At 52.2% G+C, this 15135-nt stretch carries 13 protein-coding genes; 9 read left to right on the top strand and 4 right to left on the bottom strand.

What is annotated here, in order from left to right; all coding sequences use genetic code 11:
• Positions 1–522 precede the first annotated feature (522 nt).
• From ACM5QY_RS04220 to ACM5QY_RS04190, 7 genes are all read left to right on the top strand, one after another.
• A complete protein-coding gene (locus ACM5QY_RS04220) occupies positions 523–1245 on the top strand; it encodes a DUF3053 domain-containing protein (protein WP_416119364.1) in 723 nt (240 codons plus the stop codon).
• A gap of 186 nt (positions 1246–1431) precedes the next feature.
• Entirely contained in the window at positions 1432–2226 is a 795-nt protein-coding gene (locus ACM5QY_RS04215; protein WP_416119362.1) for a DsbA family protein, read from the top strand.
• Between the two features lie 237 nt (positions 2227–2463).
• A complete protein-coding gene (locus tag ACM5QY_RS04210; protein WP_416119360.1) occupies positions 2464–2643 on the top strand; it encodes a hypothetical protein in 180 nt (59 codons plus the stop codon).
• 33 nt (positions 2644–2676) lie between these two features.
• A complete protein-coding gene (locus ACM5QY_RS04205) occupies positions 2677–4218 on the top strand; it encodes an anti-phage dCTP deaminase (protein ID WP_416119358.1) in 1542 nt (513 codons plus the stop codon).
• 509 nt (positions 4219–4727) lie between these two features.
• Entirely contained in the window at positions 4728–6641 is a 1914-nt protein-coding gene (locus tag ACM5QY_RS04200; RefSeq protein WP_416119356.1) for a PTS mannitol transporter subunit IICBA, read from the top strand.
• A gap of 125 nt (positions 6642–6766) precedes the next feature.
• Positions 6767–7915, top strand: a complete 1149-nt coding sequence (locus tag ACM5QY_RS04195; RefSeq protein ID WP_416119355.1) for a mannitol-1-phosphate 5-dehydrogenase — start codon at positions 6767–6769, stop codon at positions 7913–7915.
• 136 nt (positions 7916–8051) lie between these two features.
• A complete protein-coding gene (locus tag ACM5QY_RS04190) occupies positions 8052–8600 on the top strand; it encodes an MltR family transcriptional regulator (protein ID WP_104924826.1) in 549 nt (182 codons plus the stop codon).
• A gap of 2 nt (positions 8601–8602) precedes the next feature.
• Here ACM5QY_RS04190 and ACM5QY_RS04185 read toward each other — a convergent pair whose 3' ends face one another.
• Positions 8603–9211 (bottom strand): LysE family translocator, encoded by a 609-nt coding sequence (locus ACM5QY_RS04185; protein WP_416119353.1) that lies wholly within the window; start codon positions 9209–9211, stop codon positions 8603–8605.
• Positions 9212–9350: 139 nt separating this feature from the next.
• On the opposite strand from ACM5QY_RS04185, the gene ACM5QY_RS04180 reads away from it, so the two are divergent.
• Both ACM5QY_RS04180 and ACM5QY_RS04175 read left to right on the top strand, forming a co-directional pair.
• Positions 9351–10829, top strand: a complete 1479-nt coding sequence (locus ACM5QY_RS04180; protein ID WP_416119352.1) for an aminotransferase-like domain-containing protein — start codon at positions 9351–9353, stop codon at positions 10827–10829.
• A gap of 88 nt (positions 10830–10917) precedes the next feature.
• Positions 10918–11277 carry a YibL family ribosome-associated protein gene (locus ACM5QY_RS04175; RefSeq protein WP_104924825.1) on the top strand — a complete coding sequence of 120 codons (360 nt, stop codon included), beginning with the start codon at positions 10918–10920 and terminating at the stop codon, positions 11275–11277.
• A 135-nt stretch (positions 11278–11412) separates the two neighbouring features.
• Here the strand turns inward: ACM5QY_RS04175 and yiiM are convergent, their stop codons facing one another.
• The 3 genes from yiiM to sodA all read right to left on the bottom strand — a co-directional run bounded on the left by yiiM (position 11413) and on the right by sodA (position 15050).
• Entirely contained in the window at positions 11413–12099 is a 687-nt protein-coding gene (yiiM, locus tag ACM5QY_RS04170) for a 6-hydroxyaminopurine reductase (protein WP_416119350.1), read from the bottom strand.
• 108 nt (positions 12100–12207) lie between these two features.
• Positions 12208–14151 carry a methyl-accepting chemotaxis protein gene (locus tag ACM5QY_RS04165; protein WP_416119348.1) on the bottom strand — a complete coding sequence of 648 codons (1944 nt, stop codon included), beginning with the start codon at positions 14149–14151 and terminating at the stop codon, positions 12208–12210.
• Between the two features lie 278 nt (positions 14152–14429).
• A complete protein-coding gene (gene sodA / locus ACM5QY_RS04160) occupies positions 14430–15050 on the bottom strand; it encodes a superoxide dismutase [Mn] (protein ID WP_101077777.1) in 621 nt (206 codons plus the stop codon).
• Positions 15051–15135 lie beyond the last annotated feature (85 nt).

The raw sequence follows: 15135 nt of genomic DNA, 5'->3' as shown, positions 1-15135 counted from the left end.
CCTTACTGACTGATTTTCAGGCCTGCCTTTGACTTTAAAAAATCCTCCAGCCGCTTTCAGGATACTTGCTGAGTGAGAGTTTCGAGACCGCAAGGCTCGAATACCGATACGAAGGAACCGCGCAGCGGCAAGTTTTCGCGGCAGTAGCTGTGGCTTCTGAAATATAGCCAGCGAGCGGTAGCGCGTAGTAAAAAGACGGGAGAGATCCAAGAGAGGCCCGTCCTGGCCTCTTTTGGGCGGTTTCGGCGCAGCGAGTTAAGTGAGCGCTGCAATTGAGAAACCGAAATTTTCGCGGTTCTTCTTTTAGCATTAAGGCCAGTAACGCCAGTTTGGGTGGCAACCCAAGGTATTGACGTTGAATTTAAAAAGCTCAACAGCTGAACCTCGGCAAAAAAAGGGATTTTAAGGCGCAGCCTTAAGTATCACATCCCCCCCAGATGTTCTATCCTATACCCCGCATGGACGCACAGCATCGGCACGGAATTCGCCGGCAAAGAACATTGAAATCAGGAGTCAGGACTCATGGCTGTAGGGATCAGAAGCGGTGTATATTCTCGCTGGCTGGCGCCGTTTATCGCATTGCTGGTAGTGTTTCAGCTCACTGCATGCGGCGATAAAGAACCGGAACAACGCAAAGCCTTTATCGATTATTTGCAAAATACTGTGATGCGCAGCGGGCAAAACCTGCCATCGCTGAGTGAAGATCAGAAGCAACGTTTTGGTAATTACGCGAATGACTACGGCATCATCCTGTCATTCTCCCGTCAGATGAAAGGTGCCGTTGAAGGCAGCTTTGTGCCGGTAGTTAACGCGATTGGTCAGGTGCGCACGCCGCAGGATTACATGACCCAGCGTAGCGCGTTGCAACAGGCCGCCAGCACGCTGAGTATGATGAATGCCCAGTTGCGCGATTCGAAAACTAAAGCCGATACCGCGATGGCCGCTCTCAAGCAGCCTGACGATCTGAAAGCCGTTTACGGTCAGGTCTACAACACCGTGGTCACTCAGCCAGCAAACGTGCTGACCCCGCTGGTGCCTGCGCTGCAAAGCTTCACCCAGGATATCGTCTCAGTGGGTGATTTCCTGCAACAGCAGGGCCCTCAGGTGGCTTTCGCTAACGGCGGCGTGCAGTTCCCGACGCAGCAACAGGCGACGCAGTACAACACTATGATGTCGAATCTGGTGGGTAAACAGCAGACATTGCTGCAAGCGCAGAAAGTTGCACAGGGCGATTTCAGCAACTAACCCAGACTGGAATTTTCGTAAAAAGCCACGTCATTTTGTACGTGGTTTTTTTGTTGGGAAAATCCGGGACTTGATGGCGTCATATTTATAAAAAATGACAATTTTTAACCTGCAAACTCTGCTGAATTCCTCTACTTTTGAAGGCAACTGCCCGATTTCCCCCGTATTTCACTTTAAGGATTTTTGATGAAACGTCAGATGATGACTCTGTTGGCTTCTCTGGTGCTGGCACCTGTTCTGGCCAACGCTGCCGACAGCGCAACAGCAGATTTCACCCCGGCGCAACAGGAAGCCATTGGTAAAATTGCAGCAGATTACATGCTTCAGCACCCTGAAATTCTGGTGCAGGTTAGCCAGAAACTTCAGGCGAAGCAGGCCGATCAGCAGCAACAGGAAATCCTGAGCGCCGTTCTGGCGAATTCAAAAGCACTCATTGAAGATCCTTCCACGCCAGGCTACGGCCCGAAAGATGCCAAAGTGGCTTTCGTAGAATTCTTCGATTATCAGTGTCTGTATTGCAGCCGTATGGCACCGGTGGTTGAACAAACGGTGAAAGCGAATCCGAACGTCCGTTTCGTCTTCAAAGAATGGCCAATCTTCGGTGACCGCTGGAAAGCGTCCATCACTGCGGCAGAAACCGGCATGGCTATCTGGAAAGAAAAAGGCGCGCAGGCGTACTTTGACTACCACAACAGCATTTATCGTACCGGCCATGACGAAGGCAAACTGACCGATGCGGATATCGCCGGTGCGGTGAAAGCGGCCAAAGCTACCCAGCCGACCGACGCGCAGCGTAAAGCCACGCACGACGCCATCGCCTCCAACGACGAACTGGCCCGCACGCTGGGCTTCAGCGGCACACCTGGCTTTGTGGTGATGCCAACCAACGGCGCAACGGCGGCGAACACCACCGTCCTTCCGGGCGCAGTTTCAGCCGAAGAATTGCAAGCCGCCATTGTTAAGGCGCAAGGCGGGAAGTAATTTCTCATCAATTTCAATCCGGCAGCCTGTGCTGCCGGATCCTCTTTTCCCCCAGTTTGGAAAGCACTTCTCAATATTGGATGTAATGTCTGAAAGGGGTAAATTTTTACCCGCTTCATTGTTTTCGCCGTGGTAACCTTGCCTTCTTCATGGATATTTATCTCTGTGAAGCAACCTCTGATTCGTTGGATCTGGCATCAGAGTTCCCCAATCTTTGACCGACTACATGGATAGCTAATGATTGTTCAATTTGCTGAGTATGCTGCGCTGAAAAAAAGTAAGCAGGATAAAGAACCGGGTGTATCAGAAACGTTGGGTTCGCCTCAGGTTATTGAGCTGTCTGCTCGGCAAGAGTTTGCTGCGTATGAGAGAGCTAAAGCACGAGTGCAGGAAGCTGCCGCTAAACTCGACTGGTAATCACGCCCTGCCTGTCCAGTCATTGGAGTTTCTATGGCTGTTTCAGCAAATAAAATTGTCCCTATTGCAGGCTCAAAAAGTTCTGCCGAAGATGACAGTATCGATTCTATTTTATCAAGACGTTCTCAGGAGCTTATTCTTGGATTATGCGGAGCAAGTGGTTCCGGGATCCGAACTTTAAAAGACAAGTTAATCGCACGTTTGAAAAGTTGCCATTATCACGTTGAGCATATCCGTATCAGCGACTTAATGATTGGAACTCAGGATGCAGAGCGGGCCCAATCGCTTAAAGCTCTGGACGGTTCCGGGCATTTTATACAGCTACAAGATTTAGGCGATTCGCTCAGGGATAAGTATGGTTCAATGATAGCTGCTCAAATGGCGATCAGAAATATCAGGTACCTGCGCGACAAGTTATTAGAACAAGGGCGGATCGAAGGGATGTCGGGTAAGACGACCAATAAAGTTGCTTATATCATCGATCAGTTAAAGCATCCCGCTGAAATAGAATTATTACGTGAAGTTTATCGAAATAACTTCTACCTCATCGGATTAATCAGGTCGCTAAAAGAAAGACGTAATAACTTAAAGAAAGACTCTTTGAATGATAATGAAATTAATGAGGTGATTAACCGTGACCGGCGTTCTGCGTATAAATATGGTCAGCAGGTAGAAGATACACTGCATTCCTCAGATTATTTTATTCATAATACCAACGACCTTTGGCTCGATCAGTCCGTTATCCGGTTTGTCGATCTTGTCCACGGTGCCAATAATCTGACGCCGACGCGTGATGAAACCGGTATGTTTAATGCTAACTCGGCCTCATTACGTTCTGCCTGTCTCTCGCGACAGGTTGGTGCGGCAATTATGGATGAAAACCACAATCTCTTAGCCACAGGATGTAATGACGTGCCTGTGGCTGGCGGTGGGCTTTATTCCTGTGAAAGTGGCAGCGCTGATAAGCGTTGTTATGCCAACGGAGGTTGTCACAATGACCAGCATAAAAAACTCGTTAAGCGTGAAATTGAAAAAGTATTAGAAGATTTCAACGTCGGAAATGAAAAAAAGCTTGCTGAAGAGATAATGAAAACCACTAAGTTGAAATCGTTAATTGAATACTCAAGAGCAATTCATGCAGAAATGGATGCTATTACTTCGGTAGCAAGATCCTCAAGGGGAGATACGCTGGGTAAGATTTTATATTGCACGACTTATCCTTGCCATAATTGCGCGCGGCACATCGTTGCTGCCGGGATAAAACGGGTTGTTTATATTGAACCCTACGCGAAGAGTTTGGCTGAAGATCTGCACGGTGATTCCATCACGGGTTCAGATGCTCAGGACAAAAGTAATAAAGTCATTTTTGATATCTTTGAAGGGACGGCGCCGAGACGTTATAGCAAGTTTTTCGGCTATAGCCGGGATCGTAAAGATGCCAATGGAAAAGTGATTACTTATGACGTTGATAGCTCACATCATGTTGATTCCCAGCAAATGGACAGCTATACGGATTTCGAGCTTAAAGTCGTCCAAAATGTGACCACAAAAATTGGTGAAGAAATCACTTCTTAGCGAATTTGAGAAGCCGTCCGTGAGGCTGCAAATCCTGTAGTCTCAACCCCCCCACCCTGTAATTTTATTTCAAACTCTCCCCCGTAAACTCAATTCCGCATTCACCTGACACGTCTGAACGGTTTTTAAGCGAAATAAGCAAGGTCATCGAAAAATACTTTGTGATGAATATCACGTTTTTATGATAAAGACTCGTTAATAAAAAGTGACTTTAATCACACTTTTATGCGTTATCAGCTTAATTTATCAGCGGTGTAGCCGGATTACAGGGGGTTTTGTGATCGCCATCACTAAAATGCAGGGGGTAATGGTCGTATACGTGTGATCTCCGTCACGGGCTGTGGGGTGGCTACGCGAGGCCTATAATCACGTGGTAGAGTCCGCCTCGCAGACAGCAATTCGACGGACGGATTTTTAAAGCAGTGGCAGAAAAACCGAAATAACCGTCACCGATAATTAACTGATATCACGCGCTCTATTGTCAGCGCGTATCAATAGGGGTGCGTTTTATGTTTTCACCAGACGTTAAGATCAAAGTTCAAAACTTTGGTCGCTTCCTGAGTAACATGGTAATGCCCAACATCGGCGCATTTATCGCCTGGGGTATCATTACTGCTCTGTTCATTCCTACCGGCTGGATCCCTAATGAAACATTAGCGAAGCTGGTTGGCCCGATGATCACTTATCTCCTGCCATTGCTCATCGGTTTCACCGGTGGTCGTCTGGTCGGCGGTGATCGCGGTGGCGTGGTCGGCGCAATCACCGTAATGGGTGTTATCGTCGGTGCGGATATGCCAATGTTCCTCGGCGCAATGATTGGCGGCCCACTGGGCGGCTGGGCAATCAAGCGTTTCGACCGCTGGGTTGACGGTAAAATCAAAAGCGGCTTCGAGATGTTGGTTAACAACTTCTCCGCGGGCATTATCGGTATGCTGCTGGCGATCCTCGCCTTCCTGGCTATCGGCCCGCTGGTAGAAGCGCTGTCTAAAGTGCTGGCTGCAGGCGTGCACATCATGGTTATTCATAACCTGTTGCCGCTGGCCTCTATCTTTGTTGAACCGGCGAAAATCCTGTTCCTCAACAATGCCATCAACCACGGTATCTTCTCTCCACTGGGTATCCAGCAGGCGACTGAGACCGGTAAATCTATCTTCTTCCTGATTGAAGCGAACCCGGGACCGGGTATGGGCGTCCTGATGGCGTACATGTTCTTCGGTCGTGGCAGTGCTAAGCAATCTGCTGGCGGCGCGGCAATCATCCACTTCCTGGGTGGTATCCACGAAATTTATTTCCCGTACGTTCTGATGAACCCACGTCTGCTGCTGGCGGTAATTTTGGGCGGTATGACTGGCGTGTTCACCCTGACTATGCTGAACGGCGGTCTGGTTTCTCCGGCTTCTCCGGGTTCCATCCTGGCCGTGCTGGCGATGACGCCAAAAGGCGCTTACTTCGCTAATATCTCCGCTATCGTGGCCGCGTTTGCGGTGTCCTTCGTGATCTCTGCTCTTCTGCTGAAAACCACGAAAGCGAAAGAAGGTGATGATCTGGAAGACGCAACCCGTCGCGTTCACGATATGAAAGCAGAATCTAAAGGTGGCAAACCAGGCGCAACCGGCGTGGCTGGCGACCTGTCTACCGTGCGTAAAATTATCGTTGCCTGTGATGCCGGTATGGGTTCCAGCGCGATGGGTGCCGGTGTTCTGCGCAAAAAAGTGCAGGATGCAGGGCTGACCAATATCAGCGTCACCAACAGTGCAATCAACAACCTGCCGGACGACGTTGACCTGGTCATCACACACCGTGACCTGACTGAACGTGCGATGCGTCAGGTGCCCCATGCACAGCACATCTCGCTGACCAACTTCCTCGACAGCGGCTTATACATTGACCTGACAGCACGTCTGGTTGAAGTGAATAAAAGCAGCCAGTACAAAGAGAAAGTGACCACCACATTGGGCGACAGCATCGTGTCCGACAGTGAAAACGAAAACCTGTTCCGCATCAGCGAAAGCAACATCTTCCTGGGCCTGCAGGCGGCAACAAAAGAAGACGCCATTCGTTTTGCGGGTGAACAACTGGTTAAAGGCGGCTACGTTCAGGCAGAATATGTTGATGCGATGCTGGCGCGTGAAAAACTGACGTCCACGTATCTGGGCGAGTCAATCGCGGTGCCACACGGTACAATCGAAGCGAAAGATCGCGTACTGAAAACCGGTATCGTGTTCTGTCAGTATCCGGCGGGCATCCGCTGGGGAGAAGACGAAGATGATTCAGCGCGTCTGGTGGTGGGTATCGCCGCACGCAACAATGAACACATCAACGTAATCACCAAGCTGACCACTGCGCTTGACGAAGACGGTGTCATCGAACGACTGGCGAACACCACCAGCGTTGAAGAAGTGCTGACGATTCTTCGCGGTTAATCAGTAGAGCGTTACTAAGCGGGTCTTGATATCGAGACCCGCTTGTTGATTCGGAGCCGGGCGGCTCCCAGCTTTACCTAAAGCTTTTTACCAGAAAGTATGGCCCCCGATTTGAAGGAAATATTATGAAAGCATTACATTTTGGCGCAGGTAACATTGGTCGCGGTTTTATCGGCAAATTACTTGCTGATGCCGGGGCTGAACTGACATTTGCGGATGTCAGCCCTGCTTTACTGGATGCACTGAACAGCCGCAAAGGCTACAACGTGCACGTTGTCGGTGAACAGGCCACGGTTGAGCCTGTCAGCAATGTGAATGCCGTCAACAGCGCCGGTCAGGATGCCATTAACCTGATTGCCGAAGTCGATTTAGTGACCACCGCCGTTGGCCCGACTGTGCTCGAAAAAATCGCGCCGAACGTGGCGAAAGGTCTGGTGCTGCGTCACCAGCAGGGCAACGAAAAGCCGCTGAATATTATTGCCTGTGAAAACATGGTGCGCGGCACCAGCCAGTTCAAACAGCACGTATTCAACGCGCTGCCGGAAGATGAAAAAGCCTGGGTTGAAGCGCATATCGGCTTTGTCGATTCCGCTGTAGACCGCATCGTGCCACCAGCAGCCGCCGGTTCGACCGATCCGCTGGAAGTCACCGTTGAAACCTTCAGCGAGTGGATTGTGGATAAAACCCAGTTTAAAGGCCCTCTGCCGGAAATCGCCGGGATGGAACTGACTGACAACCTGATGGCGTTCGTGGAACGTAAACTCTTTACCCTGAATACCGGCCACGCCATTACTGCGTATCTCGGTCAGCAGGCGGGCCATGCGACAATCCGTGATGCGATCCTCGACGAGAAAGTGCGTCTGGTGGTTCGTGGTGCGATGGTCGAAAGTGGCGAAGTGCTGATCCGTCGTTACGGTTTTGACCCTGAAAAACACGCGGCGTACATCGAAAAAATTCTGTCCCGTTTCGAAAACCCGTATCTGCATGATGATGTTGAACGCGTTGGCCGTCAGCCACTGCGTAAACTGAGCGCGGGCGATCGTCTGATCAAACCTCTGCTGGGCACTCAGGAATATCGCCTTCCTCATGAGAATCTGTTGAGAGGGATTGCGGCTGCGATGCACTACCGTAGCGAGCAGGATCCGCAAGCCAAAGAGCTGGCCGAATTACTGGAAAAAGTCGGGCCAAAAGCCGCGCTTGCCCAGATTTCAGGTCTGCCGGAAGAGGGCGAAGTGGTTGCCCGGGCTGTAAAAATCTACGAATCTATGCACTAATACTGCGTTCGTTTTGATTTCGCCAATACCAGGCAAAGAAAGCCCTGTCGGGCAGGATCTTCCTGCCCTTCATGTGCGCATCATGGATGACGCCAGGGGCGCTATTAGCACCGGTTCTTTACTGCAAGTAAGCCCTATGGAAAAAGCTCAGGCGTTTGAAAACCGAGTACTGGAAAAGCTTAATGCGGGTAAAACCGTGCGCAGCTTTTTGATGACTGCTGTGGAATTGCTGGCCGAAGCGCTGGATATTCTGGTCGTGCAGGTTTTCCGCAAAGACGATTATGCCGTGAAGTACGCCGTAGAACCGTTGCTGACCGGCACCGGTCCGCTTGGCGATCTTTCCGTGCGCCTGAAACTGATTTATGCGTTGGGCGTGATCAGCCGTCATGAGTACGAAGATGCAGAATTACTGATGGCACTGCGTGAAGAGTTGAATTATGACGGTGAAGAATATCGTTTTACTGACGATGAAATTCTCGGCCCGTTCGGTGAATTACATTGCGTGACGGAGCTGCCGCCCGTGCCGACGTTCCTCAAACCCGGTGAGGCCGACGAATCACTGATTGCCATGCAACGTCAGCGTTACCAGCAAATCGTCCGCTCCACGATGGTCCTTTCTATCACTGGCCTGATCGCGCATATCAGCAATCAGCAGCCATCACGTCTTTCTCCTGTTAAGAAATAGCACTACGCCAGCGCGTGACGCACTTCGCCGACCATCAACCACAGCGCGGTTAACGCCATCATTCCGCCCATAATCGTATTGAACAGTTTCAGCTTCCATTCCACGCGCAACGCCTGACGTAACCGGTCACCCATCACCACCCAGACCAGAATGCACGGCAGATTGACCAGCGCGAATCCCACACAAATCAGCAGCGTGTGATGCAGCATATTGCCGTCCGGCGGCGTAAACAGAATCGCCACGTTGGTTGCCATCAGCCAGGCTTTCGGGTTAATGGCCTGAAAAAGCGCGCCGCCGACCATGTTCATCGGTTGCTGTTTTTCGCCTTCTTTTGGCGTACCGGAACGGTAAATTTTCCACGACAGCCAGAAGAGATAAGTACAACCCACCACGGCCATCGGCAGGCGCACGACGTTCATCCAGCTCAGTAAAATCGCCAGCATGGAGGTCATCAGCGCACATTGCACCACGCAGCCCAGCGTGATCCCCAGCATCATCGGCACGCTGCGGCGTAACCCGAAATTCACCCCGGACGCCGCCAGCAACAGATTGTTCGGGCCTGGCGTAATCGACATCACAGTGACGTAACTGACAAAAGCGGTATCTATCATTTTTATTTTTCCCCTGTATTCCAGACAACCAGAATAATCAGTGCAGGGGAAAGGTAACAGAACCAGAAATACGCTATTGTTAGGGTTACAGTTTCAGATAAGAAAAACTGTACCCTTTCATTTTTACGGAACTGACACCATGACTGATATTGCGGAACTGCCCGACACCCGTTACAACCAGCTGGCAGGACAACTGGCCGACGCGATCCGCCGCGGTACGCTTGCGCCCGGCAGCCGTTTGCCCTCGGTGCGGCGCAGTGCGCAAACCTGGTCAGTCAGCATTAATACTGTAGTCGCGGCGTACCGGCGGCTGGAAGATCGCGGTTTTATCGAAGCCCGTCCGCAGTCCGGTTTTTATGTTCGCGCCGCATTGCCCGCGCTGGAACATCAGCCGGCGTTGGAACAACCCCAGACGCCCGCCGCCGAACCGGCAGACGAAGTGCTGGATCTGATCGACACCGTTTTTGCCTCGCAAACCGACCCGGCGTACACCAATCTGTCGCTGGCCTGTCCGCAATCCAATGATTTTTATCCGAGCGGAAAACTCGGGCGTATTATGTCGTCCCTGTTGCGCCGCCAGCCGGACCTGATCGGCAAATATGCTTTGCCGCCGGGTCATCCCGCGCTGCGTCAGCAAATCGCCCGCCGTGCGCTGGCGCTGGGCATGATTTTAGAGCCGACCGACATCACGATTACGCACGGTTGCATGGAAGCGTTGCAGCTGGCGTTGCGCGTGACGACCAAACCGGGCGACAGCGTGGGGCTGGAAACGCCGACCTATTTTTATCTGCTGCCGATGCTGGCGAGTCTCGGGCTGAAAGCGGTGGAAATCCCGACCGATCCGCAAACTGGCCTTTCACTGGATGTGCTGGAAATGCTGCTCAGCGAGAAGCGCCTGAATGCGGTGATTGCGATGCCGACGGCGCAAAATCCGCTGGGCTTTACTATGCCGCTGGAAGCCAAAAAACGGCTGGCGCGGTTGATGAACGATCATCAGGTACCGCTGATTGAAGACGGCTTGTATGCCGAAATTCAGTTTAGCGCGACGCTGTCTCCGGCGGTGAAAGCGTTCGACCGTGATGGCTGGATCCTGTTTTGCACCAGTTTCACCAAAACGCTGGCACCGGATTTTCGTATCGGCTGGGTGGAAGGTGGCCGCTTTGCTGACCGCCTGCACAAGCTGAAAGCGGTTTCCTCGATGGCGGAATCGGCCCTGCTTTCACAGACGCTGACGCTGTTTCTGGAATCCGGCGGCTACGATCATCATCTGCGAACGTTGCGACGCCGGTATGCCGCGCAGGTTGAGCAGGCGCGCGCGCTGATCGCTCAGCATTTTCCGCAAGGAACAAGGGCGACACAACCGGCGGGCGGTTTCGTCATCTGGGTCGATTTTCCGGCGGAAGTGGATTGCGTCAAACTGTTCCATCGGCTGCTGAAAGATAAAATCTGCATGACGCCCGGCCAGTTGTATTCCCCGAGCGGGCGTTACAGTAACGGCCTGCGTTTATCCTGCTGTTATGTGTTCGACACACGCTATATTTCGGCGATGATCCGCATTGGCGAGCGGGCATGTGAGATGTGCGGTCTGCCACCGGGGCTGGCGGCGACGCAGGAGTAAGCTGAAGAGTCACGCACTTCCTGATACACTGATGGTTATTATCCTTTTTTACAGTCGTGCCCGTTGCGGCATGAACGGAACTGACACCATGAAAGAAATCGAAAAAACCGAGATTAAGCGCCTCAGCGACATGCTGGATGCCCTGAACCACAAAGATGCGACCGTTATTCAGGCAGGTAATGCTGAGCTGATCGCCAAGCACGAAGAAGAGAAAGAAAAACTGGCGGCAGAAATCGCGCGTCTGAAAGATGTGCGGGTAAAAAAACTTAGCACCGAAGCGCAGAAACTGGAAAAACTGTTCAGCCGTGAAATCACCAAGAAAGAACAGGCTGATATGGGCACGCTGAAGAAAACCGTACGCGGTATTGTGGTGGTTCACCCGATGACCGCACTGGGCCGCGAAATGGGCCTGAAAGTTGTGACCGGTTTTGCCATAAAAAAATTCTGATTTTAGCTCCCTCCCCTGCGAAGGGGAGGGTTGGAGTGGGGTATTAATGACATCTCCGTCGTTTGCAATACCCCCTCCCGGCCTCCCCCTTCGCAGGGGGAGGAGCAAGGAAAATCCCCTTCGCAGGGGAGGAAGCTAAAACGATTTCCCTTCCGAACCGGACAATCTCCGTCCAAAATCCTCGATCTTGCGCTGAACCAGACGCGTTTGCATCGTTTTGCTCCAGCTGGCAGAAAGCCCGGCAGCCGACATCAGACGGCGATACTGCTCCTCATCAAACGGCATGTTAAAGGCAATCGAAATCGCTTCTGCCACGGAGACTTCGCTGTTACGCGTCAGCAACTCCAGCGGGCGATCACCGCTGACATTCCCGGTGCTCACTACGCGATAAAGCCAGCCGCAGCGTCCGCTTTGTTGCAACAGCGGCGACAGATTTTTGCATCCGAGAAAATGATTGAGCTTGTAACAGGGCGCACGCGGCTGCGTGACCTGAATCAGTGCGTCTCCCCAGCGGAAAATATCGCCAATAAACACATTATCTTCGGTCATGCCGAGCGTTGAGAGATTCTCGCCGAAGGCGGGCGGATGGAAACGATCTTCTTCTTCGGGAAACTGCTGACGAAGCCAGGCGTAATGTTCGCGGGGAAAATGACACAGCGCGCGGTCTGCGCCGCCGTGATAACTCTTTTCTGCCTGTTGATCGCCTTCCAGACCGGCTGGCGTCAAAACCACCGCGCCATCGACCTGTCGTTTAGCAATCGCGCTGGGCGAATAATCAGGATAACTTTCGATATTGCCGATATAGACGTCGGGATAATGCATAAGGTCTCCGTCAGGAATCAGTCGTTGACCTCAGCATAACCCGCATTGCCCGTTCGGAGTATCAGGAATCACCCCGCGTGGAAATCACGCAGAGTGACGTGAGGGAAATCAGAAGGTTTCCCAATTATCCTGACTGTTTTTACCCTTTACTGCGGGCAGAACCGGGCGGCGCAACGCATTGGACGCGGGCGCTTTTAGCATGTTGCCGTTATCGGCCAGACGGAATACCGACACCGCCTGCGTCAGCGTCGCGGCCTGATCTTCCAGAGAATCCGCTGCCGCCGAAGACTGCTCAACCAGCGCGGCGTTCTGCTGGGTGGTGCTGTCCATTTCGACAATCGCCTGCGAAATCTGGCTGATCCCCCGGCTTTGCTCGTCAGAAGCCGACGCAATTTCGCCCATAATATCGCGGACGTGCGAGACGGATTTCACGATGTCCTGCATCGTGCGCCCGGTATTTTCCACCAGCTTCGCACCGGTGTTCACCCGCTCGACCGATTCGGCAATCAGCCCTTCAATCTCTTTTGCCGCCTGCGCACTGCGTTGTGCCAGCGTGCGGACTTCAGACGCCACCACCGAGAATCCGCGGCCCTGTTCACCGGCACGTGCGGCTTCTACGGCGGCGTTCAGCGCCAGAATATTGGTCTGGAAGGCAATGCCGTTGATGACGGAGGTGATTTCGGCAATCCGTTTAGAACTGCCGGAAATCTGCTGCATGGTATCGACCACTTCGCCAACCTGTTTGCCGCCGAGTGTTGCCGTGCCGGATGCTTCACTCGCCAGTTTGCTGGCGTGATGGGCGTTATCGGCATTCTGTTTCACCGTGGCGCTCAGTTCTTCCATGCTGGCGGCGGTTTCTTCAACCGCAGCGGCCTGCTGCTCGGTGCGTGAGGACAAATCGGTATTCCCGGCAGCGATTTCCGCTGCGGCGTGGGAAACCTGCGAGACGCCTGAGCGGATTTCATAAATCATCGTACTGAGATTCTGGCTCATCCCGGCAACCGCGTTCATCAGCATGCCCAGTTCGTCGCGGCGCGTTGTGGTGCGGGCGGCGGTCAGATCGCCCTGCGCAATGGCTTCGGCGGTTTTGAGCGTATCGCGGATCGGCTGCGCAATCTGGCGGGTAATTCGCCACGCAATCAGGATACCGGTGAGCATGACAATCAGCGTGATCACCATCATGATCATCTGCGCATTGCTGATATCGTTGTGCGTATTATCCAGTTCATTTTTGAAGATTTTCGCCACCAGCGTGTTCATCTCGGCGGCTTTCACAGACAGAAGTTGCGAGTTTTTCTGCTCATCTTCATAGGCGGGCATGTACGCGACGACATGGCTTTTGTACGTCGCCAGCGTGGTCATCAGTGGAGCCAGCGTTGCCTGCTGATTGGGCAGCAACAGCGCGTTAAGTTTTTTGGCATTAGCCTGCGTATCGTCGATGGCCTGCAACAATGTTGCCTCAGACTCTTTGTTGATGTTGAGCAACAGGCCGCGCACGTAATAACGCACGCTGATCAGTTTCTGAATCACTTCCGCCAGAGAAAGACGAATCGACGGATCGGCATCTTCTACGCGTAACTGGTCCTGCAGGCGTTTCACGACGGCTTCGGTTTCAGAAAGATTCCAGCTGGCGCGCACAGCATCTTTTCTGTCGACGGCCTGTTTGAAGGCATCCTGCGCCACCTGATATTCACGGATTTTTACCGGCACCTGATTGAGATCGGCCTGGCTGGCCGCATCCCATTTCAGCTTGTCTTTCGACTGCGCAATCAGCCCGGACAGTGCGTTGATTTTGTCCTGATTTTGCTTGAGATAGGCAGGGTCGTAATTGAGCTGATAAAGCGTGCGGCTCAGGCGGGCATCATTGAGTAACGCATTCATCTGATTGCTGAAATCAACTTTCTCAGCGCGCTGGCTGATATCGTTAAATTTAATCATTCCTGCAGCCGTGATCACCGCTGCGATCAAAAGAACTAACCCGAAGCCGAGCCCCAGTTTTGTACCGACTTTGAGATTATTCATCCACTGCGAAAGACCCGATCCATTGCCCATATTTTTTCTCCGTCAAACATCCCTGCGAAAAGTTAGCGATTTTGTGACGCCTTTGTGAAAGTTCTATCGGTAGACGTCTGGGCAAACTTTATAGGTTCTGCGGTGTATTTTTGATTAATGCGAGGGCCGTCTAAAAATGACGTAAGGGCGGAGGATAATTCTCTGAAATACAGTGATCAGGCTTACGTTTTTAGCATGATAACCGAGGCATAAAAAAGGCAGGTCACAGACCTGCCTCTTGCGAAAACATCGTGCCCGTTACGGGCAGCAAAGCGAAATTATTTCGCTTCAGCCAGACGTTTTGCTGCTTCGTCCCAGTTTACAACAGCCCAGAAGGCTTTGATGTAATCAGGGCGTTTGTTCTGATATTTCAGGTAGTAAGCGTGTTCCCAAACGTCCAGACCCAGCAGCGGGTAACCGGAAACGCCTGAAACAGCTTCGCCCATCAGCGGGCTGTCCTGGTTTGCAGTAGAAACAACAGCCAGTTTGCCGTCTTTCAGAACCAGCCATGCCCAGCCAGAACCGAAACGGGTTGCTGCTGCTTTCTCAAAAGCTTCTTTGAAAGCATCAACGCTGCCGAAATCGCGTTCGATCGCAGATTTCAGTTCGCCCTGTAAGGTGGTGCCAGTTTTGAGGCCTTTCCAGAACAGGCTGTGGTTAGCGTGGCCACCTGCGTTGTTACGCAGTGCAACTTTCTTATCCGCAGGCACTTTGTCCAGGTTAGCGATCAGCTCTTCGACAGACAGCGCAGCCAGTTCTGGCAGGCTTTCCAGCGCAGCGTTAGCGTTGTTAACGTAAGCCTGGTGGTGTTTAGAGTGATGGATTTCCATCGTTTCTTTGTCGAAATGCGGTTCGAGTGCGTCGTATGCGTAAGGCAGTGATGGCAGTGAATAACTCATGTTCATCGTCTCCATAGTGTAGGGCGGCACCGTCATTGTGAGCACCGCGTAATCAGTCGGATCATTATAGTTAATTAAATGATAT

This window comes from Rahnella sp. PCH160 (genome assembly GCF_047784855.1).
Taxonomy (GTDB): Bacteria; Pseudomonadota; Gammaproteobacteria; order Enterobacterales; family Enterobacteriaceae; genus Rahnella.
The sequence above is the reverse complement of the archived record's forward strand: the minus strand, read 5'-3'. Positions and strand labels throughout refer to the sequence as shown.

Bases quoted from the DNA above. Each gene is read 5' to 3' on its own strand.
- ACM5QY_RS04215 (WP_416119362.1), top strand. From the start codon at position 1,432: ATGAAACGTCAGATGATGACTCTGTTGGCTTCTCTGGTGCTGGCACCT.
- ACM5QY_RS04165 (WP_416119348.1), bottom strand. From the start codon at position 14,151: ATGGGCAATGGATCGGGTCTTTCGCAGTGGATGAATAATCTCAAAGTC.
- ACM5QY_RS04180 (WP_416119352.1), top strand. From the start codon at position 9,351: ATGACTGATATTGCGGAACTGCCCGACACCCGTTACAACCAGCTGGCA.
- ACM5QY_RS04190 (WP_104924826.1), top strand. From the start codon at position 8,052: ATGGAAAAAGCTCAGGCGTTTGAAAACCGAGTACTGGAAAAGCTTAAT.
- yiiM (WP_416119350.1), bottom strand. From the start codon at position 12,099: ATGCATTATCCCGACGTCTATATCGGCAATATCGAAAGTTATCCTGAT.
- ACM5QY_RS04185 (WP_416119353.1), bottom strand. From the start codon at position 9,211: ATGATAGATACCGCTTTTGTCAGTTACGTCACTGTGATGTCGATTACG.
- ACM5QY_RS04175 (WP_104924825.1), top strand. From the start codon at position 10,918: ATGAAAGAAATCGAAAAAACCGAGATTAAGCGCCTCAGCGACATGCTG.
- ACM5QY_RS04195 (WP_416119355.1), top strand. From the start codon at position 6,767: ATGAAAGCATTACATTTTGGCGCAGGTAACATTGGTCGCGGTTTTATC.
- ACM5QY_RS04205 (WP_416119358.1), top strand. From the start codon at position 2,677: ATGGCTGTTTCAGCAAATAAAATTGTCCCTATTGCAGGCTCAAAAAGT.
- ACM5QY_RS04220 (WP_416119364.1), top strand. From the start codon at position 523: ATGGCTGTAGGGATCAGAAGCGGTGTATATTCTCGCTGGCTGGCGCCG.
- ACM5QY_RS04210 (WP_416119360.1), top strand. From the start codon at position 2,464: ATGATTGTTCAATTTGCTGAGTATGCTGCGCTGAAAAAAAGTAAGCAG.
- sodA (WP_101077777.1), bottom strand. From the start codon at position 15,050: ATGAGTTATTCACTGCCATCACTGCCTTACGCATACGACGCACTCGAA.
- ACM5QY_RS04200 (WP_416119356.1), top strand. From the start codon at position 4,728: ATGTTTTCACCAGACGTTAAGATCAAAGTTCAAAACTTTGGTCGCTTC.